General features: G+C 64.5%; 18 protein-coding genes and 1 pseudogene. 1 reads left to right on the top strand and 18 read right to left on the bottom strand.

The genetic code is table 11. The annotated features are described in order from the left end of the window. Positions 1-17: 17 nt before the first annotated feature. The 18 genes from AC0L27_RS36995 to AC0L27_RS36910 form a co-directional block, all read right to left on the bottom strand. Positions 18-2,174 carry a phage tail protein gene (locus tag AC0L27_RS36995; protein ID WP_473322680.1) on the bottom strand — a complete coding sequence of 719 codons (2,157 nt, stop codon included), beginning with the start codon at positions 2,172-2,174 and terminating at the stop codon, positions 18-20. After that, positions 2,171-4,120, bottom strand: a complete 1,950-nt coding sequence (locus AC0L27_RS36990) for a putative baseplate assembly protein (protein WP_473322677.1) — start codon at positions 4,118-4,120, stop codon at positions 2,171-2,173. The genes AC0L27_RS36995 and AC0L27_RS36990 overlap by 4 nt, the downstream gene beginning before the upstream one ends. After that, positions 4,117-9,216: a baseplate J/gp47 family protein gene (locus tag AC0L27_RS36985; RefSeq protein WP_473322674.1), complete on the bottom strand. Its 5,100-nt coding sequence runs from the start codon at positions 9,214-9,216 to the stop codon at positions 4,117-4,119. Before AC0L27_RS36985 ends, AC0L27_RS36990 begins: the two co-directional genes overlap by 4 nt. After that, a complete protein-coding gene (locus AC0L27_RS36980) occupies positions 9,213-9,641 on the bottom strand; it encodes a GPW/gp25 family protein (protein WP_473322672.1) in 429 nt (142 codons plus the stop codon). The genes AC0L27_RS36985 and AC0L27_RS36980 overlap by 4 nt, the downstream gene beginning before the upstream one ends. After that, positions 9,638-9,934 carry a PAAR domain-containing protein gene (locus tag AC0L27_RS36975; RefSeq protein ID WP_473322671.1) on the bottom strand — a complete coding sequence of 99 codons (297 nt, stop codon included), beginning with the start codon at positions 9,932-9,934 and terminating at the stop codon, positions 9,638-9,640. Before AC0L27_RS36975 ends, AC0L27_RS36980 begins: the two co-directional genes overlap by 4 nt. Positions 9,935-9,943: 9 nt before the next feature. After that, positions 9,944-10,579: a phage baseplate assembly protein V gene (locus AC0L27_RS36970; RefSeq protein WP_473322669.1), complete on the bottom strand. Its 636-nt coding sequence runs from the start codon at positions 10,577-10,579 to the stop codon at positions 9,944-9,946. Beyond that, positions 10,576-11,715, bottom strand: a complete 1,140-nt coding sequence (locus AC0L27_RS36965) for a phage late control D family protein (protein ID WP_473322668.1) — start codon at positions 11,713-11,715, stop codon at positions 10,576-10,578. Before AC0L27_RS36965 ends, AC0L27_RS36970 begins: the two co-directional genes overlap by 4 nt. Beyond that, complete coding sequence (locus AC0L27_RS36960; RefSeq protein WP_473322664.1) at positions 11,693-12,391, bottom strand: CIS tube protein; 699 nt, start codon at positions 12,389-12,391, stop codon at positions 11,693-11,695. Before AC0L27_RS36960 ends, AC0L27_RS36965 begins: the two co-directional genes overlap by 23 nt. A gap of 1,215 nt (positions 12,392-13,606) precedes the next feature. Continuing rightward, on the bottom strand, positions 13,607-14,032 hold the full coding sequence (locus tag AC0L27_RS36955) for a phage tail protein (protein WP_473322662.1): 426 nt from the start codon (positions 14,030-14,032) through the stop codon (positions 13,607-13,609). Positions 14,033-14,044: 12 nt separating this feature from the next. After that, positions 14,045-14,224 carry a DUF6760 family protein gene (locus tag AC0L27_RS36950; protein ID WP_473322660.1) on the bottom strand — a complete coding sequence of 60 codons (180 nt, stop codon included), beginning with the start codon at positions 14,222-14,224 and terminating at the stop codon, positions 14,045-14,047. After that, a complete protein-coding gene (locus AC0L27_RS36945; protein ID WP_473322658.1) occupies positions 14,221-14,613 on the bottom strand; it encodes a hypothetical protein in 393 nt (130 codons plus the stop codon). Before AC0L27_RS36945 ends, AC0L27_RS36950 begins: the two co-directional genes overlap by 4 nt. 28 nt (positions 14,614-14,641) lie before the next feature. Beyond that, entirely contained in the window at positions 14,642-15,085 is a 444-nt protein-coding gene (locus AC0L27_RS36940; RefSeq protein ID WP_473322654.1) for a phage tail protein, read from the bottom strand. 11 nt (positions 15,086-15,096) lie between these two features. After that, the gene (locus tag AC0L27_RS36935) at positions 15,097-16,647 is read right to left on the bottom strand and encodes a phage tail sheath family protein (protein WP_473322650.1); all 1,551 of its coding nucleotides are present in this window, start codon (positions 16,645-16,647) and stop codon (positions 15,097-15,099) included. A 21-nt stretch (positions 16,648-16,668) separates the two neighbouring features. Next, positions 16,669-18,075: a hypothetical protein gene (locus tag AC0L27_RS36930; protein ID WP_473322649.1), complete on the bottom strand. Its 1,407-nt coding sequence runs from the start codon at positions 18,073-18,075 to the stop codon at positions 16,669-16,671. A gap of 27 nt (positions 18,076-18,102) precedes the next feature. Further along, on the bottom strand, positions 18,103-18,801 hold the full coding sequence (locus AC0L27_RS36925) for a hypothetical protein (protein WP_473322648.1): 699 nt from the start codon (positions 18,799-18,801) through the stop codon (positions 18,103-18,105). Beyond that, the gene (locus AC0L27_RS36920) at positions 18,798-19,376 is read right to left on the bottom strand and encodes a Pvc16 family protein (RefSeq protein ID WP_473322646.1); all 579 of its coding nucleotides are present in this window, start codon (positions 19,374-19,376) and stop codon (positions 18,798-18,800) included. Before AC0L27_RS36920 ends, AC0L27_RS36925 begins: the two co-directional genes overlap by 4 nt. Then, positions 19,373-21,889 (bottom strand): ATP-binding protein, encoded by a 2,517-nt coding sequence (locus tag AC0L27_RS36915; protein ID WP_473322644.1) that lies wholly within the window; start codon positions 21,887-21,889, stop codon positions 19,373-19,375. The genes AC0L27_RS36920 and AC0L27_RS36915 overlap by 4 nt, the downstream gene beginning before the upstream one ends. 182 nt (positions 21,890-22,071) lie before the next feature. Beyond that, positions 22,072-22,737 carry a response regulator transcription factor gene (locus AC0L27_RS36910; protein WP_473322642.1) on the bottom strand — a complete coding sequence of 222 codons (666 nt, stop codon included), beginning with the start codon at positions 22,735-22,737 and terminating at the stop codon, positions 22,072-22,074. An 897-nt stretch (positions 22,738-23,634) separates the two neighbouring features. Here AC0L27_RS36910 and AC0L27_RS36905 point away from each other — a divergent pair. After that, positions 23,635-23,893, top strand: a pseudogene (locus AC0L27_RS36905) (IS110 family transposase); the annotation flags it as partial. Positions 23,894-24,098 lie beyond the last annotated feature (205 nt).

Here is a 24,098-nt window from a genome sequence, read left to right as displayed (position 1 = left end):
GGATGAATCTCCTGTCGTCATTGCAAACGCGTACCGATATCCGCTCCCGTAGCGGTGATGCGGCTGCCACGCTCCGGCAATCGCGCAACGCCCGTGACGGCGTCGCTACCCAAATGAGTTGTCGGCGCGGCCGTTAGTACGAGCGAGCCAAGCACTGGCGTTCCGCGCAGCGCCTGTGGGCTCACCCAGCGCACCTGCAGGCGCGCGGTGAGCGGAACCATGTCGTTGAGCAGCGCCGGCAGCCAGGGCTGCCATGCGCGCCGCTCTTCGCCCGCCGCAGCGATGTCGACGCGTACGAAGCCGGCGATCTGCCGCACACCGTCGTCGGCTTGTCCGGGGCACGGCAGCCGAATGTGGCCCAGCACTGCGGTAGCGTCCAACTCAGGGCTCCATTGCGTGCTCCCGCCGAGTATTGCGGGCAGCGCGCTGCCGAGGCACGCCCCTCCGCCCACGGTCGCAAACCCGACGTCCGCGGTCGAGTCGATGATCCTGAATCCCGGCGGCTTATCAGGCAGCAGGCACGCAAGTAGCGTTTCGAGCCCTGCTCGCGTACCACGATCTCGTGCGATGTCCGATGCACGGGTGACGATGCGCCGCTTCTGTTCTTCTGTGAGGGCATCGTCCCACGGCAATCCGAGCCAGCGCCCGATGAAATCGAGCCACGGCCCCTTCGCGCTGGCGGGATGCACGTGACTCGCGAGCGAGGCGATCCGCGCATCGAGCCCTTGCGTGGTGGACTCGAGCACGCCGACGAGCGAGCGCAGGAAACTGCCCGGCTGTGCCTCCGCACGGCGATAGATCGCCGGCAGACTCTCCATGAGGCTGTTCCCCGGATAGAGCACAGCGAGCTCGCTGAGTGACGGCAGCGATCCGCCGGCAGTCGCGATGAGCGTGACGCAGACCCAAACGTACGGCTCGTGCACGTCGAACAGCGGTGCGGAGAACAGTGCAGCCGATGTTGCGGGTCGAGCGTCCCCCGAGGCCTTGCTACCGTGAAATACGATCGGGGCGTGCCAGATACCAGGCTCGCGCAGCAGCTTCGTCACACGGTAGCCGGCCATTGTCGTTTGGTCTTCGGCCATCGCGATGAGGCGATCGCGAACCGCCGCATCGGCCGTCACAGCGTAAGAGATCTCCAGCGACGCACCGTCGGGGAGCTTCGCCGTGGCTTCGATGCGCAGCCATCGGCGCGCGTCTTCGTGATCGGGCGAGTGCAGCAGCGGCGTGATCAGGGAGCACCGGACCTCGGCGGTGCCATCCGGAACGAGCGTCGCAATCGAGTGCCGGAGCAGACCGCGCGGCCCGGTTACGAGCAGGCTGTTGCGCACTCCCGCCACACCAGTCGCAGGCGCATCACGCTCGTCGAGGGGAATCTCGCCGAGCGCCGCCCCATCGGCATCGAAGATGAGCACGAACGGCTTGCCGCCCAGCGTGGCGTCGTCAGCGCCGGCCAGGAACACGCGGCCGCGCGCATCGCAGCCGAGCGCTGAGGCGCCAAAGCACGGATGCAGCGCCCCGACGACGAGATTCGTCAGCGCCTTCCCCCCTTCAGCAGGGAACCAATCGAGCCGCGGACATGCGTCGGTTAGCACGGCGAAGCGCTCTGAGCGCCGTAAGTAGACGAAGGCCTTCGCCTCGGAGAGGCCTTCGAAGGTCACCATTCCGACGACGCGGCCGACGCAGTCGATACACAGTGCCTGCACTGCGCCGTCACGCTCCACGAGTGCGAACAACTGGTCGTATCTATCGCTCGCGAGATCGATCACGCGAGCCTGGGCAATGCTCACGACGGCCAAGCGTGAGAGCGTCTCTTCCTCGTATCGCTCCAGCGTGGTTCCCACCTCCCCGACGACCCACAACCCGTTCGATGTCGGCACGATTCGGGAGGCTCGGGCGAGCGCGTACGGAGCCGCGTGAACCTCAGGAACATCGCTGCAATCCGTGAGCCGATGTAGGCAGCCCGCATCGTCGTGCCAGAGAATCTCGCCAGCGCGCGTGACTGCCGGTGCATGCGCGCCCTGGCTTTCATAGAGGTGTCCGCTCGGCTCGTAAGGGGCGATTGGCTGCACGCCGCCATCGGCGGCAAAGAACTCGCGATCGACCCGGTCGAACAGACACGTGCCCCATTGCGCGGGCGTGCTGAAGCGATAGCCCCGTCGCACCGGTCCGCTCATGGCATACCTCCGGCTCCGGCGCGCGTCATCTCGAACTGGCTGCCCACGAGATCGACTCTCGGCAATCCATTTCGCGGCACCTTGATCTCGTCGGACTCCTTGCCAGATTCGAGCACGAGGCGCAGTGCAGCCACGCGGCGCACTCCCTCCACCGCCCGAATCGACGCGATGAGATCGCGCGGCGTGACCGGCACCCCGGGACGACGGGCGGACGTTCCAACGAGTGCGAGTAACGATCTGAGCCCGCGTTCGATCACGGCCTTGATGTCTGCCGGATTGCGTCCGGGCGCCACTTCGATCTTCGCGCGGATCGAGAACTCGACATATCGAGGTCCAACCACCCCGAGCCGCGTTGCCAGCGGCATCTTCGCTACCAGCCTGCGCCGAATCGCTTCGAGCCAACGCGGCGTCTCGGGTGTGCTGCCCGCTTCCTCCTCTGAAAGGCGAGCGCGCATGGCCACCAGCGTGACGGCGCCCGTTCGCGGCGCTTGCTCGTCAGGCGGCAACACCCAGGCACGCGCGACCTCGAGCAACGGCAGTGCGAGTGCAGCTTGCTCGATGTCCGAGCCACTCACGAGCGCGTGATCCTCCCGCGAGCGTCGGCGGGCCTCGCGGCGCTCATCCATACCGTCGGTAGCAGCCGCTCCACCGGTCACAGCGTCGACGTTCACCCCAAACGCCTCGGCGAAGCCGAGCACTCCCCACCTGCGATTGGCTGCGACGCTGCCCTCTTCGCCGGCCGACACCGCGTAGGTCGCGAGCACCTCCACGCCCTGCGGCGGAATGCGCCCGTTCACGCGGTTGCCGAAGGTGACACGCTCGGTAACCACGTCAAACTCGAAGACCGCATCGTCCGGCCCGCTCTCCGAAAGGCGCGCGCTCTGCCACTCGGTGCGCCGACCGGTGCCAGCGTCACGCAGCTCGATCTTCACCGGTGATTCGAACGGAGCGAACCGTAGGCCCGGAATGTCGAGTTGAAAACTCCAGTTCGGAACTCCGGTGGACGTGTGCGACTCATTGGCCACCGAGTACCCCTGCACGATCGGCACCACATTCGGCTCGATGCGCAAGAGTCGCGGTGGTCGCTCGAAGCCCCGTGCCGCGCGCAGTTCGAGCGCAAACTGCTTCGGTGAATCCTTCACCGCGGAGAGGTCGAGCAGCAGCGTCCCGGTTCGCAGCAGTCCGTCGCTCGAATCGGAGGCGATGGGCACTGGCACGCGCTCTGTACCAATGACTAGTGTGGCCCTGAGCGATGCCACGCGCCGTGTGGCGCTGAGCCGCTCGAATCGCGAGGTCGGCTCCGCGAGCGCGCGGGTGAGTGGCTTGTCGGCGCGCACGCCAATGGGCCAGAGGGCGCCCTCTGCGTCCGCGCGCTTCGGCGGGAAGAGTCCGTCATCGCCGCGGCATTCGAGGTCCATCAGGAGCACGTCGTTCTTGCCGGCGACCGCACCAAACGGCTGGAATGCCGGCCCACCGCGCTCGTTGATGACGGTGTAGTCGATCTTCCGGCCATCGGCGAGCCGCGCCTCGAGCCGGCGTATGCGCGCAGCCACCCACAACAGCTTGCCGTCGGGCCGGAAGGTGGGTTCGTCGGCGTCGACGCGGTCCACCACGGCGTCGGCGGCAATCACTCTGCTCTGCGTGTACATCGCTGCCGGCGATCGGGAATCGAGCCGATCAGGCCAGATCAGGCCGCTAGCGGGCCGTGTTCCGCCTGGCGCAAGGCCGAACAGCGCGGCATAGGCGGCGCGCTCGTCGCGACGCATGCGCCCGAGTGAGTAGAGCTGTGCCTCGGTGACCCACGCCAGCAGCTCCATGAGCGTGATGCCGGGGTCGTGCGCGTTGTAGTCGGTCCAGTCCGGCGCGAGGCCGGGCAGCCGCGCGCGGCCCATCTCGACCAGGCCGGCAAAGCGTCGATCGAAGAGATCGGGAGCGAGGCGCTTCATGACAGCACCTCGATCGTCTCGAACTCGGTGCGCACGCCGTCCTTCTCGAGCCTCGCGAGCTCGTTGCGCTTCAGCGTCTGCGGCCAGGGCCGATCGCTGCCGTCTGGCACGATCTCGCGCAGGTCGACGGTGGCGATGCTTTCCAGATGCGCCACGTTTGCAAGCGCGGCGGCGACATCCGCCCCGCTTGGGTTCTCGCCGAGCGCCCAACCCTCTTTGTCGGCGGCACCGGTCGCGGTGTCGAAAAGCGCGCTGATCTGCTTGCGAGCCTCGCGCGCGACGGCACCAGCGACTTCCAGACCCGCGACGCGAAGCTTGAGGTCGACGCGCAGGCGCCGGAGCGCAGGTCCACCGATGCGAAGAGCGTGCCGCGCACTGAGTGCGGGCGGTGCTTCGGCCACCAGCATCCGGTGCAGCTCGCGCATCTGGGCCGCGCTGGCTAGGGGATTCACGCCGCGCATCACCACGATGAGCTGTACGAAGCCATTGCGAACGAAACAGCGTGCCTGCGCGATGTCGGGAGAGCTCTCTAGCACGAGATCTTCGATGTCGCGGGCGGTGAGGGCCCGCTCACGGTGGCGCAGGCCGGCAACGCCATAGCGCAGTACGCGGTCGACCTCTTCCGGAGGCGCGCCGCCCGCGCCCTGGTCGGCGGCGAACACTGCCTCGACGCCCTCGATGGGGGAAACGAGATTGAGCGGAGAGCGCGCCCCGATGGTATTACCCGGTACGGCGATGACACGCGGTGAGGCGGCGTTCTCCGATGCGGCGGTGTCCGGAACGCCCGGATTGGTGCGGCGATACATGAAGGCGACGATCGCTTCACGACCCACGGGCGGAATGCGGCCGTGCCGACCATCGCCGAAACGGATCTCTCCAGTGGCTTCATCAAGCGCGTATACGCGCGCTGTCGGGTCTTCATCGGCTGGGTCAATGACGCGCTTCCATAGCACCCAGTCGCCGGGCAGATTCTCGACCGCACTCAGCACCTGACCTGCGCGCTCATCGTTCAGTGCGTTGCGCTCTTCCTCGCCGAGCAGCTCCCGAACACGGAGCTCCAGTGTGTTCCGAAGAACGGGAGGACGCGCGAGAAAGAGGGTGAGGTTTGGCTCACCTTGCGATGAGCCGATGAGCTCGCGTGTGAGCGTCTCGGCAGCGCTCGCCCACACGCCGTTGAGATAGGCCCCGAAAACTTTCGGCTTCCAGTTGGTGGAAGACACCGTGGCCTTCGGTGTCAGACGCAGCCAAGCGAGCGTTTGTCCGAGCAGGTCGCGCGGTGTCGCCTGGATAGCGAAGGTCATCGACAGCACGCCGCTCTCGCCGAGCGCCCGAGTCGCGTCGTCGACGGTGACCGGCACAAACCGGTTGGCGATCAGCACCTCGACAGTCATCGGCGCGAAGTCATCGCGCAGACGTTCTTCGACCAGCAGCAGCACGTTGACCGGCTCGCCAAGCAGCGGAGCATCGAACCCGAGATACAGAGCACGACCTCCCGCCGTCGCTGTCGTCGAAGCTGACCGCGTTGCGGGCGCGAGGGCGCTGGAGACCGGCGCTGCCGAAATTGCGCCCGCCGTGGTTGTTGGCGGGCAGTGGCAGTCGGGCTTGCAACTGTCAGCCGCCGCTGCGTCAGCAGCTGACGGCCCGGAGAGCCGCGCGAGCTGCATGGCGAGCGGCACGAAAGTCTCCACCGTCGCGCCGCTCGTGCGATTCGCATCGCTCTGATCGCGCAACGAGCCGCTGTCGCGTGTCATCACGAAGTCGGGCAGCACGCTCTCGCAGATCTCATACGAGATGCTGAGCCTCACCACCGACGGCGGATGGATATTCTCCGTCGAGCGCTCGACCGTCTGGTGCGTGAAGCCTTTGGCGTCCCGCGGCGAGTTCGCGACCGAAACGCGCTCGCGACCATAGTCGCCGCCGATGAGGCGTGCACGAATCCAGTAGTTCGTTCGTCCCGACCAATCCGTCGGTGACAGGTCTGGCGGCACCGTGAAGTGCAGCTGCCCGCTCTTCTTGAGGCGCAGCGTGTCGTCGCGCGTTACGACGAGTTTCCACCAACCGGCGCCATTCCAATACTCCCACGACAGTTCCGGATTCGTGGAGGTGTCGCCGAGCGAGCGACTCCAGGCGCCTACGGCAGCGTCCAATACGAAAGGAGCAGCAATGACGACCGCGGGCGCCGTGGTCCAGGGTGTGCTCAGCTCGATGAGTAACGGGCTATTGCCCGCACCGATACTGAAAGCCTTCCCTCGCTGCGTCGGCGAAGAATTCTTGAACAGCAGCACGGCGCGATCGAGCAACGCCGCGTCCCAGTTGTTGTTCGTCGGGCGAATGAACGGTGCAACCCGACCCGTGATCGGCGCAGAGCTCCAGTACGGCTGCGATGACGCGTTCGCTGGAGGATTTGGAGTCAGTGTCGCGAGGTTGCTGGCGCTGATACCCGTCACGCGGTAAAGGGCTGTGCCAACCCTGACCAGTCCGTTTACGAGAGTCGTCCGGTCGTCCGTTTCGAGTTGCAGCGTCCCGACCTTCTTGAGATCGCCGCACCGGGGCGCGTCGATCAAATGAAAGCCGTGGAGTGGCCCGCTCGCCGCCGTGGCAAAAGGCGCGGAGAGAAGGTAGAAGGCCTGTTTCTCCGGAGTCACGCCTGTCCGGGTGATGAGCTGCGCATCGAACGCGGACGCCCCGATCTCGCGCGCCACGAGATCGTTCGGCGCAAACTGTGGAGCCGGATCCGCCGTAAAAACGCCCTCGCCCACGTCTGCCTGGAGCTCCAGTCTCTGTGTCAGATCCAGATCCGCAACGAGCAAATCACCGCCGCGGCCCGGGACCACTACGTGGCCGCCGATCGCGGTGGGCGCGCCGTCGGGCTGCCCCAAGTCTGCAGGTATCGGCGCACGCAGCAGATTGATGTGATCCCCCGGCGCACCGTGCGGCGTCCATGAAGCGAGGTAACTTCCGGAAGGCACCTGCACCGATGCGAGGTAGTTCAACACGCCGTTCTTCACCACCGCGTCGAACCCCTTGGTCGCGGCTTGCGGTTCCGGCAGTGGTATCGCCTTCTCGCCATGGACTGAATGGAATACGCTGAGGTCGGTCGACGCGGAATGAGCAAGCACGACGATGAGATCTGCTGCCCTCTGGACCGCAAGCGGCCGCACTTCGGCGCTCACGTCGGCCGGCGAAAGCTTCGAGCAGATTCCAGTCGGTTTGACCTCGTAGAGACTCTTGTCATCGGCAACACCGACCATGCCGGCGGCAGCGGAGGTCGAAAGCGAGTCTCCGGATACGGCGAGCACCGGCACGATGGCCTTCAGCACGACCGCTTGAGCGCCATCCTTCGTCTCGAGCGAAGTCCATTGCGGCCCATCGGGCCATTTTCGCACGGATAATTGACCTCCGCGCAGGGCGAACAGCATCGACGTATCGGTGAGATAGACGAGATCGTCGATCGTTGCCGTCGGGTCGGCGGCTGAAGATGGCACGGAGCCGAACGGCAACCATCGGCTGTCGTTTTGCTTGGTCGAATTCTCTCGCCAGACCCAGACGGCATCCGCTGCCGCCGCTGCAACCAGGAAGCCCTGTGCGTCCTGCCAAACGGGTGCGCGTCCGCGCGGGCGGCGATCGAGCTGAACGCCGAGCGTGGCTGCGGTGTCGCCGTCGCCAGGAGGCGGGCGCAACGGCTCGCGTTCGCGAAACTTGCTGATGATCCCCGTGCTCGCGTCCACTTGCAGGAGATGCAGCGCGCCGTCCTGCGCGACACCTGCGAGCACTGGATCCACGGAGCCGCCCCGCACCAGCGAGAGCGCCGTGAATGTGGTATCCGCCAGCTCGAAGTCCAGCACGACCTCGGCGCCTTTCTTCGAGAACGCTTCCTTGCTGCCGAGATAGAAGGTATCGAACTGACGCGGCTCCTTCCCGAACGGGAAGAACACGCTGTCGAGCACGAGCGGCGTCGTGTTCGCCATGGCCTCCGCCAATGGGGCGGACGAAGGATCGGCACTCGGCGGAGCTGCCGCGCCGTGTCGACAATTGATGCGAATCTCGAACGCGTCGACGAGCTGCGGCGGATCGCCGGGCTTGATGGTCGCAGCGGAGGCGCGAATCCACCGACTCTCGCTATCGCCCTTTACCAGCGGGCGCATCTCCATGGGGCCCTTCCGCTTGGCGAGGACGAGTCCGTCGGCTTTCGCCTGTTCCTCAGGGCTCGCGAGCTGCAGAGGCTGCCAACCGTCCTCGTACAGCGGATCGCCCTTGCTCCAATAGTCCCACTTGCGGTCGGCCAGCGGTTTGGCTCCGACGATTTCGATGGTGACTGCCGCCTCGATGTTGAACAGATCCTGGTGCCCGATGTAGAGCGCATGCATCTGGCGATTGCGAGCGGCGCCATCGAACGGCATGAACGCCGCCACCTTCTTCACGACCGACTGCTCGATCTGGTCGTCGGTCAGCGGCGGATCAACGGTGACGATGTTCCCCTTCACTTGCGTGATCCGGTATTGCAGGCCACCGACCTCGATGAGCACGTCGTCGACGAGCCCCTGTTCCGGATCGAGCTGCAGCTTCGTTGCGCCGGCGGATGCGAAACCCTTGAGCAGCCATTGCGTCGGCAGCGGTTCGAGCGGCGCAAGACTCGTGAGCCCCGGAGGCGGCAGAAAGAACGCGTCAGCTGCGGTATCGACGCCGACGAGCACCTGCAGCTGCCGGGGAAGCACCAGCACATCCGTCTCGGTTTCGAGCACAACCGATGCACCGGAGGCCGGCGCTTGCAGGCGGGTCAGCGCCGTGGCGGGCTTCGGTTCGCGCGCCTTGTCCGTGAGTTTGAACACCACCGGCAGCCGTGCGGGTCGCGCCGCCTCGCTGGGGACCGCGAGCCAGTCCAGAAAACCGAGCCGCAATTTCTCGCCCGCGCGATCGAGTCGTTCGGTGACTTCGGAGCCGAAGCGTGCTGCGATCTTGAGCAGCGCGCGCCCGAAATCCCGCTCGTCGTTGTCGATGCTCCAGGAGGGAATCCACGCTCGCGCGCGTGCGAACAGCTCGGCTTCGAGCTCGCTTGCCCGACGTGTCTCGAAGGTCGGAGGACGCGAGGGCTTCATGGGCGCCCCCCCTCGCGGAAATAGAATGGAAAGACGAGATTGCCGAGCTGATTCGTCTTCCTCACTCGGTACTCGATCTCGACAAGCAGCTCGCCCTGCGTCGTCGCTGCTTCGCGGACGTTCACCGCTAGCACGTCGATGCGCGCTTCGCAGCGGCGCAAGGCCTCCTCCACCGTCGAACGCACCCGCTGCAGCGTGGTGCTGTCCACCGCGGCGAAGACGAGCTCATGAATTCCGCAGCCGAAGTTCGGCCGCATCACACGCTCACCCGGCGCCGTCTCGAGAATGATCAGGATGGACTGCCGGATGTCCTGCTCGTACGCGGCGCTCGCAACGAGGCCCGTGCGTGGGTCGAGCATCACCGGCATCGCCCAGCCGCGGCCGAGGATAGCCTTGCGATCGTCCGCTGGGAGGTCGATGCTCATCCGATCATCACCGTGAAGGCGCCGAGCGCGATCGAATTCGGCGCGCCGGCTTCGACGACCATGTCACCCCGCCGGACGGCCGGCAGCCCACCGATCATGACGGTGACGCTGCCCACGGCGACAACACCGCCGACATGGGGCTTCACCCCGTCGACGAGCGGACACGCGTGTGTGTCCGAGCCCGCACGCCACGCCGGCTGTCCTGCGATCAGCACCGTCGGGCAGCCCGGTCCCGGCCCGAGCGGCGTACCGTGACTGGTCAGATCTCCGAGTCGTGCGGCAGGTTGACCCATGCGTTGCCTCTAGTTGATGTTCACGAGCGCGCCGCGCACGGTCAGCGTCGCGTTGGCTTTGAGCTCGAGAGTGCCGGTTGCTTCGATCGAAATGGTGGCGGCCTTGATGTTGAGCTGCGTATTCGCCTGTAGCGTGATGACGCCGCTCTTCTCGATCTTGAGCTGGTTCCCCTGGCTGTCCTTGAGCTCGATCTCGTTGTCGGTGAATCGGACGATAGCTCCGTTCTCGTGCGCGAGCTCGACCACGCCCTGCGCGCCGTCATCGAACAGCAGATAGTGATGCTTGCGCGAGCGCACGACACGTTGGTCGTTGTTACCGTCGTCGTTGGCGAACGGCGGCTTGTCCTTCCCGTTCCATAGGGCGCCGAGCACGTACGGGAAGCGCAGGTCTTCGCGCTCGAACCCGACCAGCACTTCATCGCCCACTTCCGGGATGAAGGTCGTGCCGCGATCGTTGCCCGCCATCGGCACGGCGAGGCGCGCCCAATAACTCTCGCGCGGGTTGTGATGCCACGGGTAACTCACCTTGACGCGGGCGAGCCCGTCCTCATCGTGGTTCTGAGTCACGAGCGCCACGGCCACACCCTTCGCGTGCCCGCCGGTTTCATGCGTCGCTTCGCTGCCATGGTCGAGCGCGGTATTCATGAGTTTGCGTCCCTCACTTTGAACTTCGTGCGATAGCCGCCGCTGTCGATGCGGTGTGTCGCCTGCTCGATGTAGTAGGGCCTCGAGAAGGCCTTGCCGAGATTGTCGAGAAACACCGTTCGATCGGGCCGCAGCTCCGGCAGGCCGATGCATTCGCCGTCGCCGGTCAAGAATTTCTTCGTCATGTCGCTGAGCGCGGCCTTCGCACGCTTGTCGGCTTCGGACTGCGTGAACACCGGCTGTCGCAGGCGCAGCGTCGGCTCCTTTCCGGGCGCACGCACCAGCGAGGTGACGTTCTGCGCAATGCTCTTCGCCTGCGGGCTCACCACTTCGTCCGCAGTCGCGCGACCGACGATCGGCTCCTTGCGCTTCACGTCCCATCCGTAGACTTCGACCTTCGCGACCTGGCCGGCGAGGTTGGCCTCGGGGCGAAAGCTCAGGAGCCCCGCGCCCCACTTGAGGCGCGTGACGGGTGCCGAGCGCACGCGCGGCTTGCCGAAATGCAGCACGGGCCGTCTCACGGCGCCGTCGGGCTCGACGTAAACCTCGAAGCGCAGGCTCTTGGCGTCATCGCTGTTGCGCCCGGCGAGCTTGACCATGAAATCCCAGTCGGACTGCTGGTTCTGCTCGATCTGCGGCTGCTTCTCCGAATCGTCGATGACGGCGTTCAGGTTGTGGAAGCTCGCGATGAGCTGCACGACTTCGCTCGCGGAGCGGTCTTTCCAGCTGTCCGAGTTCTGGCCCTGCCGTAGCGGAAAGCCGTGGTCGTAACCGGAGACGATGAGCTCGGGCGAGCCGGTTTCCGGAAAGCTCGTCGAGATCTCGGTGACGAGTCCGAGAATCGCGAGGGGCGTCGTGGAGGCATCCCCATAGCCCATGTACACCTCGACTTCGGCGCCGAAGGCGAGGAGCTCAAGCAGGTCCTCTCCATGGCCGGTCTTGAAGCGGCCTGATCCGAGGTCGTAGCAGCTGGCGAGCGTGAACGAGAAACGCGAGGGAGCATTCAGCGCGAGGTCGGCTTCGACCTGGCTCACGGCCACCAGCTTGTCGCGCACCACGTCAGCGCCGGAGAGGCGCACTCTGAACGCCGGCGCATAGAAGTTGCCGTAGTCCCTAGAAAGGTCGACCAGTTCCATTCGGGTCCTCGATCGGTGGCAGCTCGAGCCAGTCGCCGGCGGAGATCTCGCGCGGGTCGTCGAGATCGTTCTTCTCGGCGACACGCACCCATTCGTTCGCGTCGTTGTACTCGCGCGAGGCGATCAGCCAGAGACTCTCGCGGCCGACGACGACGCGACGCTTGGTCTTGTCGGCGGATTGGCGGCGCGGGTCTTCGATCAGCTGCCGCAGCGTGCGGTACTCCTTGAACGACACCGATAGCGTCACGCGCGCCGGCGAGCCGTCGGGGTGAAACATCGTGACCTTGCGGCCGATCTTCTCGATGACCGCAGTGAACTCCATCGGGCCCCAGTTGAAGCGCACCGGCGGCGGCGCGTGCAGCTTGCTGTCGATCTCGAGCAGGTCGGTGAGGTCGCTCAGGCGCTTGCCAAGCGGGTCGGTCTCCTTCTGCTGCAACGACGTCGGGCCGCGCGGGTCGGTGTAGTCGTCGAGGAAGAGATCCATGCTCAGCTGGTCGGATTCGCCATTCACGAACTGGAGCAGCGGCGAACCCAGGCCGGGCACGGGGATCGCCTTGTACGAGTTTGAGCGGTCGAAGCTGTATTCCGTGGGGTTGAACAGCACGGTGATCACCTTGTTCTGGTTCTCGCCGGCCAGAACGGTGATGTTTGCCTTCTTGAGCGGTGGCTGAGTCATTGGGTTTCCTCTACAGCCCTCGGCGTTCGCGCTCGATGCGTGCGCGGCGATCGATGCGGCGGATCACGTCGTCGGCAAAGCGGTCCGCCAGTGCGGGGTCGAGTGCCGTTGCACACACGACTTTCGTATCGGGTCTGCTGGCCGGGGACGAGGGCACGGCGGCACCTGCAGATCGCACTGAGGATGCAGACGTCGTCGCACTTCGCGGAGAGGCATCCGCCGTCATCGTGGTATTCGTGTTGGTGCGCCACACGAGATCAACGGGTCGCTTCATCGCCAGAGCCTGCAGGCGCATCGAAGCGTGCGAGGGTGCAATCTCTGCGTCCCGCGCACGCCAGATGCGCTGGACGGGGCTGGGTATGCGCGATATCTCGCGTAGCGCTTCGTGCATGCGCGTTCGCGGGACGGCGAGACCTACCCGCAGCAACGAGTGCGTGGTCGAGACCGCCGAGCGCGAAGAAAGATCAGTCCGTGTGCGAACGCTCCGGCGACTCGATAGCGCGACGCGGACCTCGCGCCGAATACGATCCTCAACGATCGGCTGCGAGATGGGCAATGCGTGCGAGAAGCGACCGACTTGCGAAGCGAGCCTGAAGGTTTCTCGCCCGCGCGTCTCTCGCGGCAATTCGCCGAGCGCTAGAGCACCTCGGGCCCGGGAAGACAGCCAGCGCGCCAGATCGCGTGGCTGCACTGACTCGCTCCGGTTTCGGCCGCCGTAGGGCACGCGAGAAGAATTGGGGAGCGCGCCATCCCACTTGCTGAGCAGCGCGCGGATCGCCGTGGTCGAGACCTGAGCTCGACCAGCGCGCGCTCCATCAGCGCGTGCGTGGCGCATCGCCGGGAACCCGCTTCGGTCGGAAAGTAATGGCCACGGGTGAGGCATGTGCGTTCCGCTCGCAGACTCACGCCCGTGTCCGGAAGCCGTTTCGCGAAGCGCCGCGCTGAAATTGAGATGCAGGTGAAAGTAGGAAGTCCATGACCCGGCAGGCGCAGGCGCGCGCGACACAACCATAGGGCCGGCCCCACGAGTCACACGCGCCCAGCGCAACAACGCCGGCGCCCACGCCAACGCCCGAGCACCGAGTCGCGAGCGGCAAGAGCCCGACGCCGTGCGGATTAGGATTGGCTTCAGACAACGACGACACATCTCACCCGCCGCCGCACGAGCGGCCAGGATGACGCTGCAGCGCGAGCGAACCTTGTGTGTTGCGAGCCTCACGACGCCTTCCTCAATCCGTGATGCGCGACTTCCAGGGTCTCCATCACGACCTGCGACGAGTTCGCGTCGAGGTCCGACGACGACCACTTCACCGGCAACGCGTGCTCGATCTGCCACCCCCATGCCCGGTTGTCGCCTTCGTCCTGCAGGCGCACTCGAATCGTCCGTCGCGTCACATCACCGTCCGCAGCCGCCAGCGCCCACTTCCACAAATCTTCGAGCACAAGGCCGCGCTCGAAGATCACGACGGGATACGTCACCTGCGTGAGCAGCTTGTGCTCGTACTCGTTCACCCCGCCCTCGCGATACGATTCGTGCCGCACTTCGCGAGACAACCCCTTCACGCGCAGGAACGCGCCGCTCACGATCCCGTCGATCTCGACCAGATACCGGAAGCCGCGCAGCGGGTCTTGGCGTGCCATCGTCGCTCCTCCTCAGAGCTCGAACGGATTGGGCGGAGCGCCATCGAGCGCGCGATTGATCGCCGAGATCTCCCGGCACCAGCGCCGCCGCCCGCGGTGCTCGAGCTGCATGAGGTCGCCGTGTGACCAGTGAAAATGGTATGCGATGAAGGCCATCTCCTCGTACAGCGACTTCACGGGATAGGCCCTCATGATTCCCCCAGCGCGGCCGCCCTGCGCAGCGAGTTGCCGGCGGCGCTCTTGCCGGCCGCCGCCGGAAGCGTGTCGACCTCCTCGGCCGAATTCAGCTCTTCATAAAGCCGCTGCAGATACGCGAGGTCGGATGCAAACAGCCCTTCGATGACGCCGGTGTGAACTTCGGGCAGCTGCCCGAGCCGCACGATGACGCGTGCCAGAACGATGACCGCGAGATACGCCTCGTTCTGCTGAACGCGCGGATCACGCAGCGGCAGAATTTCATCGGCCGCCGTGGCGAGGCGCATGACGCCGCGCCGATGCAATGCGCCCGAGTCATCGACATAGCCTTTTGGCAGCTCGAACTCGACTTCGGTGCGAAATCCCAGTGGTGACTTGCTGTTCATGAATGCGCCCGCCTGCGTCGTTAGTCGCCTAGCTCACTCGCTCAATGCCTTCGTTCACGAGCTCGAGCAGCTCGATGAACACTTCGTTGCCCTTGGCATTAAGATCGCTGGGGTCGTACTTGATGGGCCACGCCTCGCTCACGACGAAGCGCGCGGCATCGACGCCGGCCTCCTCCTGCACGACGATGACGACCTTCTTGCGCTTCGACTTCACCTGGCCCGTGGACACATCCTTGTGCCACTTGTAGAGGTCGAGCGCGTTCGCGCCGACGTAGAGGCCCCACTTCAACGTGATGTTGCCGTACTTGGTAAGGCCTGAGAGTTTCCTCACATGCGGCGGATCGTTGCCGTCGCGGTAGTCGACGGCATCGATGGTCGTCTCGCCAATCATCACTTCGCTGAAGGCGGCTTGCGTAATGGAGTCGATCTCGAGCCGATAGCGGAAATTGCGTAGGGGATCGATGCGTGCCATGGCCCTCTCTCCTAGTTCTGAGCTTCAGCCGTGTGCTGGAAGATGCGGAAGATGACGAACTCCGCGGGGCGCACCGGCGCGATGCCGATCTCGCAGATGAGGCGGCCGTTCAGGATATCGTCCTGGGTCATCGTCGTGCGGTCGCAGGTGATGAAGAACGCCTCTTCCTCAGTGCGTCCGAACAGAGCGCCGAGACGCCACTGCGTGCGCAGGAACAGTCGGATCGTGTCGATGACGCGCGCCCACAGTCGATCGTCGTTCGGCTCGAACACCACCCACTGCGTGCCCTCGTAGATCGAGCGCTCGAGGAAGATGAAGAGGCGCCGCACGCTCACGTACTTCCACAGCGCGTCCGACGTCAGCGTGCGCGCACCCCAGACGCGGATGCCGCGCTCGGGGAACTGGCGGATGGCGTTCACCCCGCGGGGATTCAGCGTGTCTTGCTTGTTGTCGTCGATGTCCGCGGTGAGCTCCAGGACGCCACGCAGAATTTCGTTAGCGGGGGCCTTGAACACGCCGCGCTCCGAGTCGGAGCGTGCGTACACGCCGAGCACGTGCCCGCCGGGCGGCACGATCTTGCGCGCGCCCGTCTTCGGATCTGAAATGTGGATCCACGGGTAGTAGAGCGCGGCGTACTTCGTGTCGGTGATCGACCCGCGCGGCAAGAAGTCCGTGATATTCACGTTCCTGTCCGGGTCCACGACCGCGAAGCGAAACCGCAGCCGCTCGCAGTGCTCGATGACTTTCTTGTTCACCTCGACGGAAGCACCGGGCGCGTAGACCAGCGCCACGTCGCGGTAAGGATCGAGCTCGAGTGCGGCGAGACCCTGCGGCTTGGCGCGCGGCGGAATGTCCTTGCCTTCGAAGTCGGCCACATCCAGATTGGCCGCACCATCGATGCCGTTGGCGGCAAGCTGGGTCGCGGCTCCGTTCGCCGGGCGGTCGGTCGCCGGGGCGGTGTCCTTGAGTATCAATTCGGCCAGTGCCGAGTTGTCACGCAGCCGCTTGTCCCAATAGTTCGGCGAGGTCGCGTCCGTTTCCAGGTCGTCGAAGATCTCGAAGTACGGCGGCGGCGGCGAGCTGTTCGGTGTGTTGAACCACTCGAGGTCTTTCGGCGTGGGTTGCGCGGAGAAGTAGGCGAGCAGCAGGCGAAACCCCACGGCGACCGGCTGGCCATTGGCACCCGCTTTCTTCGTGGAGCCATCCATAATCCGGAAGAACACCCGCTTGCCCCACGAACCGGGACCCACGGCGCGGACGGTAAAGTTGCCGATCACCGCTTCGGCAGGCGTCGCCGCATCGTCCGTGACGCGGCACACGTACAGGCGCTTGCCGCCGTTCTCGAAGAATCCCGTCACGGCGTAAGGCATGAACTTGGTGTCGCCGAACACGCCGCCGAACCAGCGCTGATAATCCTTGTAGCTCGTGACGAGGCGCGGCTTCGTCGGTCCGCGTTCGGGCTCGCCGATGAACGCCGCCGTGCTGGTCGGCACGCCTTCGATGGGCTTGGGTCCCCGCTCGATCTCTTCGATGTAGACGCCGGGGTGCAGATATTCGGGCATGGCGATATCTCCAGATTCGGATCAGCAGGCCTGTGCCTTCGCGTCGTACTGCTTGGGGTCGGGCTGTTTCGGGTCGGGCTGCCTCGTGCCAGGCAAATAGACCTCGCCCTCCGGAGGAGGCGTCGCCTCAGTCGGCTTCTCCTCGCACTTCTCCTTGTACGGCTTGCAGTCGAAGGGAGTGGGCAGCCCCGCGCGGAACGCGGCTTCGATGGCGCCCGTCGTGCTCTCGTCAAGGGTCTTCTTCGCTTGATCGATCTCGGTAGTTACCGCGGCGAGCTCCGCCTCAGCACCCGCAAGCAGGTCGCTGGCCGGCGTCAGGCGGTATTTCGTCAGGCAGCAGACGATCTCGGGAAACTTCTTCGGGTCGACGAGATACGGTAGCGGGCCGATGAGGCGCTGGCGCATGTTGAGGATGCCGGCGTCGGGGCCGCAGCAGTCATCGGGCGTGCCCTCATCGCACTTGCATTTTTTCTCTTCCGGCTTCGTCTTCGAGTCATCGGTCGAGTCGGAATTGGAGTCGGAGTTCGACCCTTCGTCCTTGCCGTAGGCTTTCTCGTCGCCCTTCCGCGGCGTGCGGTCGTCCTTCCCGTACGCCTGGGTCGTGGGCTTCTCCTCCTGCGGCTTCTCCGGCGGACGCTCCTCGCGGCATTCGCAGATCTTTATGTATTTCGGGTCGATCTTCGAATCCACATCGCGCGGCCGGATGGCCCAGTGCCGCGGCAGGAGCGCCATGAAGAGATCGAACACCGCCTTCAGCGGATCGGTCGCGATGATCTTCTGCGTGTCGTCGATCAGCTTGCCGTTCTTCTCGAGCACGTCGCCAAGCGTGTCCGACGGCTTCTCCCATGCCGCGAGGACGCCCTTGATGCGATCGACGCGGGCCTGCAGAGCGGCCACACTGCGCTCGTGCCAGAACTTCAGGTCGTACAGCGAGCTGACGTTCTCCGGCAGCCCCAGTCCCTCGACGAGATCGCCCGGCCCCTTGAGGCGCTCCTCGAGCGTGCGGATCTTCGTGAGCTGATTGCACAGACGGCACTCGAGCAGGCACTCCCAGCAGCACACGGCGCAGACGACTTTCCGGATCAGCTCCGCGAGGGATTCGTCCTGCTTCTCCCAGAGATCCTTCAGATCGTCGTAGCGGTCCTGCGTGTAGTCAGCCTGCGCGCTCGTCACCTTCGCCTGGATCGCAGTGAGCTCTTCCACCAGCACCTTCGCCCGCTCGGCTTTCTTGACGATGCTGTTCTGATCGCGGATGACATCGTCGAAACAGCTCGCGGGCGGGCCGCTCGGGTCGGGCGGACACTTGCAATGCGGCGTGCACGGGTCGCGGGTGGGAATACACGGCGGCTTCTCGGGAGGCTTCGGCAGGTCCCGGCACGGATTGTCTTGCGTGGGAGTTTCCGGCTGGGGTTGCGTGTAGTCGGTCATGGCGTCGTTCTCCTGATGGCCGATTCGTTACAGGGCGTCCCAGGCAAAGGTCTTGTCCGTGACGCGACCCTGCGGGAGGGGATGGATCTTTTGTTTCTGCGTGCCGTTGGCGCGCCGGGCAGTGACGCGGACGCTGAGGTTTCCCGCGGCGTCGATGCGGGGCTCGTCGGGTTTGGGCGGTGGAGGTGGCGAGCCCTCGTGGACTCTCCCGCGCGCGAATCGCACCATCGCCGTGAAATCTCCGGTCCGCGACGTGACTCGCGGCGCCTGCCACGGGTGCCACGTCGTGCCGTCGTCGTCGAGCCACTCCAACCGCATCGTCGCGCCCGGAATCGCAACCCGCGGCATTTGAGGCGGCATGCTGTCGCTTTCTACCAGCCTGCCGCGAACCGCGGTGATGCCCGGCGCGAAGGGGTAGCTCGGCAGCGGATTGAGCTGCACGCTGTGGATCGGCCGATTGACCTGCGCGGCCGTCAGCTCGACCCGTTCGAACGGAGCCGAGAACGGATCGATGGTGAGCCCGGCGAACTTCGTCGCATCCTGCTTGACCCAGACGAAGAGCCCACCGTGATTCACGACGGGCTTCTCGGCAATTCCCTTCGCTACGACGTCGAGGCCTTGCGTGATACGCTTGAGCGTCACGGCATCGAGCACTTCGACGGCCAGCATTCCCTCGCGCGTGTACGCGATCTCGGGCGGCTCGCTAACGAGAAATCGGCGTGTCATGGCGTCTCCGCAGGATGGTCGATGCGGACGCCAACCTTCAACGTGTCGATCACGACGGGTGGGCCGACGGCCGCAGGCAACCGAGGGTCGATCCACACCGGGCTCGCGACGTAGGCAATCGACGTGCGATAGTTCGCGGTCGGGAACAGTGTCCAGATCCGGCTCGTCTCTTCCGTCGACAGTGGGTCGAGCGACACATGCACGGTTTCGTATCCCACGGCCGGGCCGGTGAGCTCGGGATCGAGTTGCAGCGCTTGCATTGCAGTTCCGAGGATTTCAAGCAGCGCCTCTTCGTTGTCGTCGGGAGTAGTCCCGACAGTGACGAGGTAGTACAGATCGAGAGGCAGCGAATTGCCGAAGACGATGACCGGCGGAGGCGGAACGTCGGATGGCACAAGGTGCTCTCGATTGCGCAGGCTCGCGTTCGGCATGATTCGATAGAGAAAGAGAATGAGCGAAGCGCCCGCCGCATCCGTGTCGTCGAGGGGTCCGACGAATACCTTTCCCGCGCCTGCCGCCTGCTCCAGGCGTTCGCGCAGTGCCTTGGTGACCCTGAGGAGAGCGTCAGCGTTCATGCCGCCTTCCGAACCTCCGCTAGCTCAAGCATTACCGCCGGCCTGCCTAGTTTCGCGAGCTCCGCGTTCGTCGCGTAGGTGATGTGCGGAAGCCCGATTAACTCGTTGGCGGCCGCCGCCACGAAAGCCGCCCGCAGCGCGATCTGTCGAATGTGGCCTCCGGTTAGTTCAACCTTCCGGCCGAGCTGCCGAAACGCCGTCGAATCGAGCGTGTGCGATTTCTCCGGTAGGCAACGCCGCCAGATCTCTTCTCGGGCCTCGACATCCGGACGCGGGAAGTCGATGATGAACCGCAAACGGCGAAGGAATGCGGCATCAAGGTTCTGGCGCAGATTGGTTGTGAGGATCGCGAGGCCCTCGTAACTTTCCATGCGCTGAAGCAGGTACGCCACTTCAATGTTCGCGTACCGATCGTGCGCGTCCTTCACTTCACTTCTCTTGCCGAACAATGCGTCGGCTTCGTCGATTAAGAGCGCTGCCCCAGAGGCGCTGGCGTCGTTGAACACACGATCTATGTTTTTCTCTGTATCGCCGATGTACTTGCTGACAACGCGAGAGAGGTCGATCCGGAGAATCTGCACTCCCAGCTGCTTCGCCACGGCGAGTGCGGACATGGTCTTTCCGGTACCGCTCGGCCCATGCAGCAGCACCGTCACGCCGCGTCCGTAGGGAAGTTGCTCGCCAAACTTCCACTCGTGCAGAACCCGATCTGCGAGACGGACGTTGTCAACGATCTCGCCAAGCTGCTGCTTGCGATCAGCTGGCAGCACGACGTCGTCAAGTGAGAACATCGGCTCCAGACGTTCGGCCAGGTGCGACAGGCCCTCCGCGCCAACTTGCTTGCACGCCGACATGAAGGTCTCGAAGCGTCGCTCCGCATTTGGGTCCGGTGATTGCACGCTGCGCGCCAGCATCACGGCTTGTTGGATGCCGTCGATTTGCAAAGGGTGCAGAGATAGGAGTCCTCGAGCTTGATCGGCGCCGAGTCTCGCGCCAGAGAGCTCGGCAGCTACGACAAAGGCGTCGGTCCACGCCGCGTGTGAAAGCGGTGGCCCTTCCATCAGCAAGAACGGCATCGATCCCGCCACCCGAACAATTCGCGCCGGGTCGATGCAGATCACGGCCGCCCGACACCCTGTGCCTGCTATAGCAGCGAACAGCGATCGCAATGCGTGGTCGCCTTCGACCGTTGCTGCCGAGCTTGTCGCGTCGATGATCAACGGAGCCCCGGTGAGGCGTGCCGTCCGCCCCAGGCGTATGCCGCACTCCTCGATTTCCGTAGCATCCAAGTTCACGATGCGCGCGTCTTCGATTCGGATGGGCGACGCTCTACGAACCGCTGCGCCGAGCTCGAGCAGTGACCGCCAACTCGAAGCATCATTGCCCGCGAACAGCACCAGTTGGCCGTCGTGCTCTGCTCGCAGCATCTCGATGAAACTACCGGCGCGAACGCGTTCTGTCTCAACATCGATAAGCATCGCTCCGGGCCATGCGGTTTGCCTTGTCACTCGACGCGCACGGACATCGCGCGCAGGCGCATCACGCTCCCCGAGGATCCATGCCACTAGAACGGGATCGAGACGCAGCGGTTCGTCCGCCGGAGGCAAGACTCCGGTTTGCGTGTCGAAGACACGCCAGCGTACGAGGTTGCCAGTTGAACTCAGGGCAACTCGCACATCCACTGGTTCGCCTAGTAGGGCAGCGTAGAGTCCAAGCGTGCCCACTCGACGCCCGAGGTCATCCAACAGCACCCCCATGCAACGCTGATATCTCGGGTCGAGTTCGGGGGCTAGGGCTAGCAACAGCAGCCGGAACTCGTAGTCACTCTGTCTGAGGTCTCGGACCATCGATGCGAGCGGCTCGCCGCTGCGTTCGACCCCAGCGATCGCACGGATCAGCGCTTGGTCTGCAGCCTGCAGAGAATTCGGTGCATTCGCGGTGGCTTGCTCACGCGTTGCGTCGAGCAGCTCGACGAGTGTCGAAGCGGTGACAGTCAGGCCTGGCAGGTCACCGTTTCCCCCGGCAAGACCTAGTACGGCATTGCGTAGGGTCTCGTGAATCCACTGGATGGCTGCATTCAGCAGTGCGCCGTGGCGCACCGTGGTGTCCGCCCGCCTAGTTTCAACCGAGTCGGAGCGGTGATGCGCGATCCGTCCGCGCAGGCCGATGCCGGTCTGGTCGACGAGTGCCCGCAACTCGCGGAGCAACTCCTGAAGGCCGAGCTGATGGGTCGCAACTCGAACGACATCCCCGAGGGGTGCGGTGACGCGCATCACGACGCAGTCGGGGAACCGCGCAAGGTAGCGCTCCGCCGGCTCGTGAGTGTCTGCGTCGGGGCCAACGAGAATGATGCCGCATTGGCCCGTCAATGACCGCGATTCAAGCAGCGCATCGGTGTCTGACACCGCCAAAGCACGTCCCGCGACGAGCGTCATGTCCTCGCGTTCCGCTACTGCGCGTGCGATCCCCTCGGCCTGGATATCCGGCGCAGTGGCTGCAACCACGACCTTCACTGGCGACACCGACGGGCCCCCCTACTTCTTGCGACAGCGGGGTTATCGCAGGTGTCGGATGCGCTGGAAATTCTCCTCAGCGGATCAATGAGGACTCAGATCATCGGAGCGACCCGATCCTTCTGATGGTCCAGGTCTAGTGATCCTAAAGATGGACCGCGACCTGGATCCAATGATCGCTGTCAATGGCCGCCGACTTCGTCGGCAGCAGACAAGAAGGGCGCCGGGGCTTCGCGCATTTGTCGCATTGCCTGAGTTCGTCGTGTCACTTTCAGCTTACCTAGCACGCCGTGGACGTGATGCTTGACTGTCGCCGTGCTCAGGTTGAGCTCCCGAGCAATCTCTTTGTTGGAGAGGCCTCTCCCAATGAGCCTCAGCACCTCGCCTTCTCGCCTGGTCAGCACCGTGTCGTGGGGCGTCGCCTGAGAACGCTGCTCCATGCGAAACAGCGCGCGCAGCAACCCTCCTGAGATCTCGGCACTGCATTGCAAGCGCCCGGTGACAACATCCAGCATTGCCTGGCAGAGCGCATCGATGGTTGCCTCGCGCGCGACATAGCCGACAAAGCCGGCGCGACCACAGCGAATGACCTCCTGGCGCTGCTCGCGAAGGCCGAGCGCCATCAGAGCGAGATCGGGCCACGTTTCGGCAATCGACCGAACCTCTTCCAGGTCGACACCTTGCGTGACATCTATCAAAACCAGATCAGTACAAGTACCATCGATCACTTCGCGCAGCGCGAGCAGATTAGGTACAGTCGCAAGCAAGCAGATTTCCGGGTGCCGACTCAAGCAAGCCTCTAGCCCCTCGCCCAATATCCGGATCGGCGTCGACAGAATGACGTTCATGGCTCCCATCCGAAAGGCTCGGGGGCTCAAGCCAGAATCGCGACGCGCTCGGCGCGAGAAGGTCTATGTGACGCGGTTACCCCTGGTCGAGATCAGCCAGTACATCCGAAGATAGAGTATGCGAACCGCCAGCGCGCCGCAAGTGGGAGCAAGTGGGGTGTGTGAGTGATGGCTTGTGTCCCTTGGAGTGGTGGAAACTGAGCAGCGCGAGCCACGCGGAGCGCTTAATTAGCGCCCAGCCATCACCACCCATTTGCGAGCGTTATATCGGGAGTTCCATTTGATTGCCGCGAGCATTGGATGCCTCCTTCAAAGTAAGAAGCCTTCGCCACATTAGCCCGGGCCTAGAACACAGGGATGTAAACTACTTCACAGTTAGCCAACATCTTCGACATAGCCGCGGGCGATCTCACTGCGCGGCGACCGTAATCTACGTTCGCTCGATATGCGGGCGTCCGGCACAGGTCATGTTGCCGCGCGATCAAAACGCACGCGACGAAACGTAGCATTGTGTTCTTGTGCGCGAAGGCACGTCCTTTCGACAGAGTGTATTTATCGCTGGTGGGCGCGCGCTCGATAGAGGCCACTGCATGCTTGAGCTTTGGAACAACTGGTACGACACCCTGGCCTCGGTGGAGGCGCTTGCCACTGTCATCGTCATTGTCCTGGTGGCTGCCGGCGCTATTACGCTGGCGGAAAAGTCGGCGGCGATAAACGCGTCCGACAAAAGATTGATTTGGGGGAGACGTCGGCAAACCGGTCATTTAGACCAGCCTAGGAAGAAGTTTGCTCAGCAAACCAACGACGCGCCACTTCCGCTAATGGGATGGTCCGGCCGTGCTCCTGCCCCGCCAGCAAGCGAACCTGGCAAGGGGCGCCAAAGACAAGGAGCACGCCATGTCTCAGACATCCAATACCGCGATCGCCGTGATCGGCATCGATATCGGCAAGAACTCGTTCCACGTCGTGGGCCACGATGCGCGCGGCGCCATTCGTGCTGCGGCAAAAGTGGTCGCGTGGCCAAGTGGAAGCGCGGCTCGCCAATCTGCCGCCGTGTCGGATCGGCATGGAGGCCTGCGTCGGCGCACATCACCTGAGCCGCAAACTCGCGTCGCTTGGTCACGATGCCAGGTTGATGCCGGCCAAATATGTCCGCCGCTAGTCTTTGAAAACAATCCAACTTCCAATGGAAGTGCTCGCCGCTATCGCCAAGAAGGCCTTGATGCCCCTATCGATCGCCTCGGTCCGGGCAAGACATCCACATCGCCGCGAGTTCATCATCGCTGACCTTGCCCCCAAGTTTTATCCAGTTCTGAGTTCGCCCCGGCGGTTGGATTTGCCCTCTTGGGCGGTGGGAGCGA

The sequence above is a fragment of the Bradyrhizobium sp. Ken51 genome (assembly GCF_055807435.1).
The sequence above is the reverse complement of the archived record's forward strand: the minus strand, read 5'-3'. Positions and strand labels throughout refer to the sequence as shown.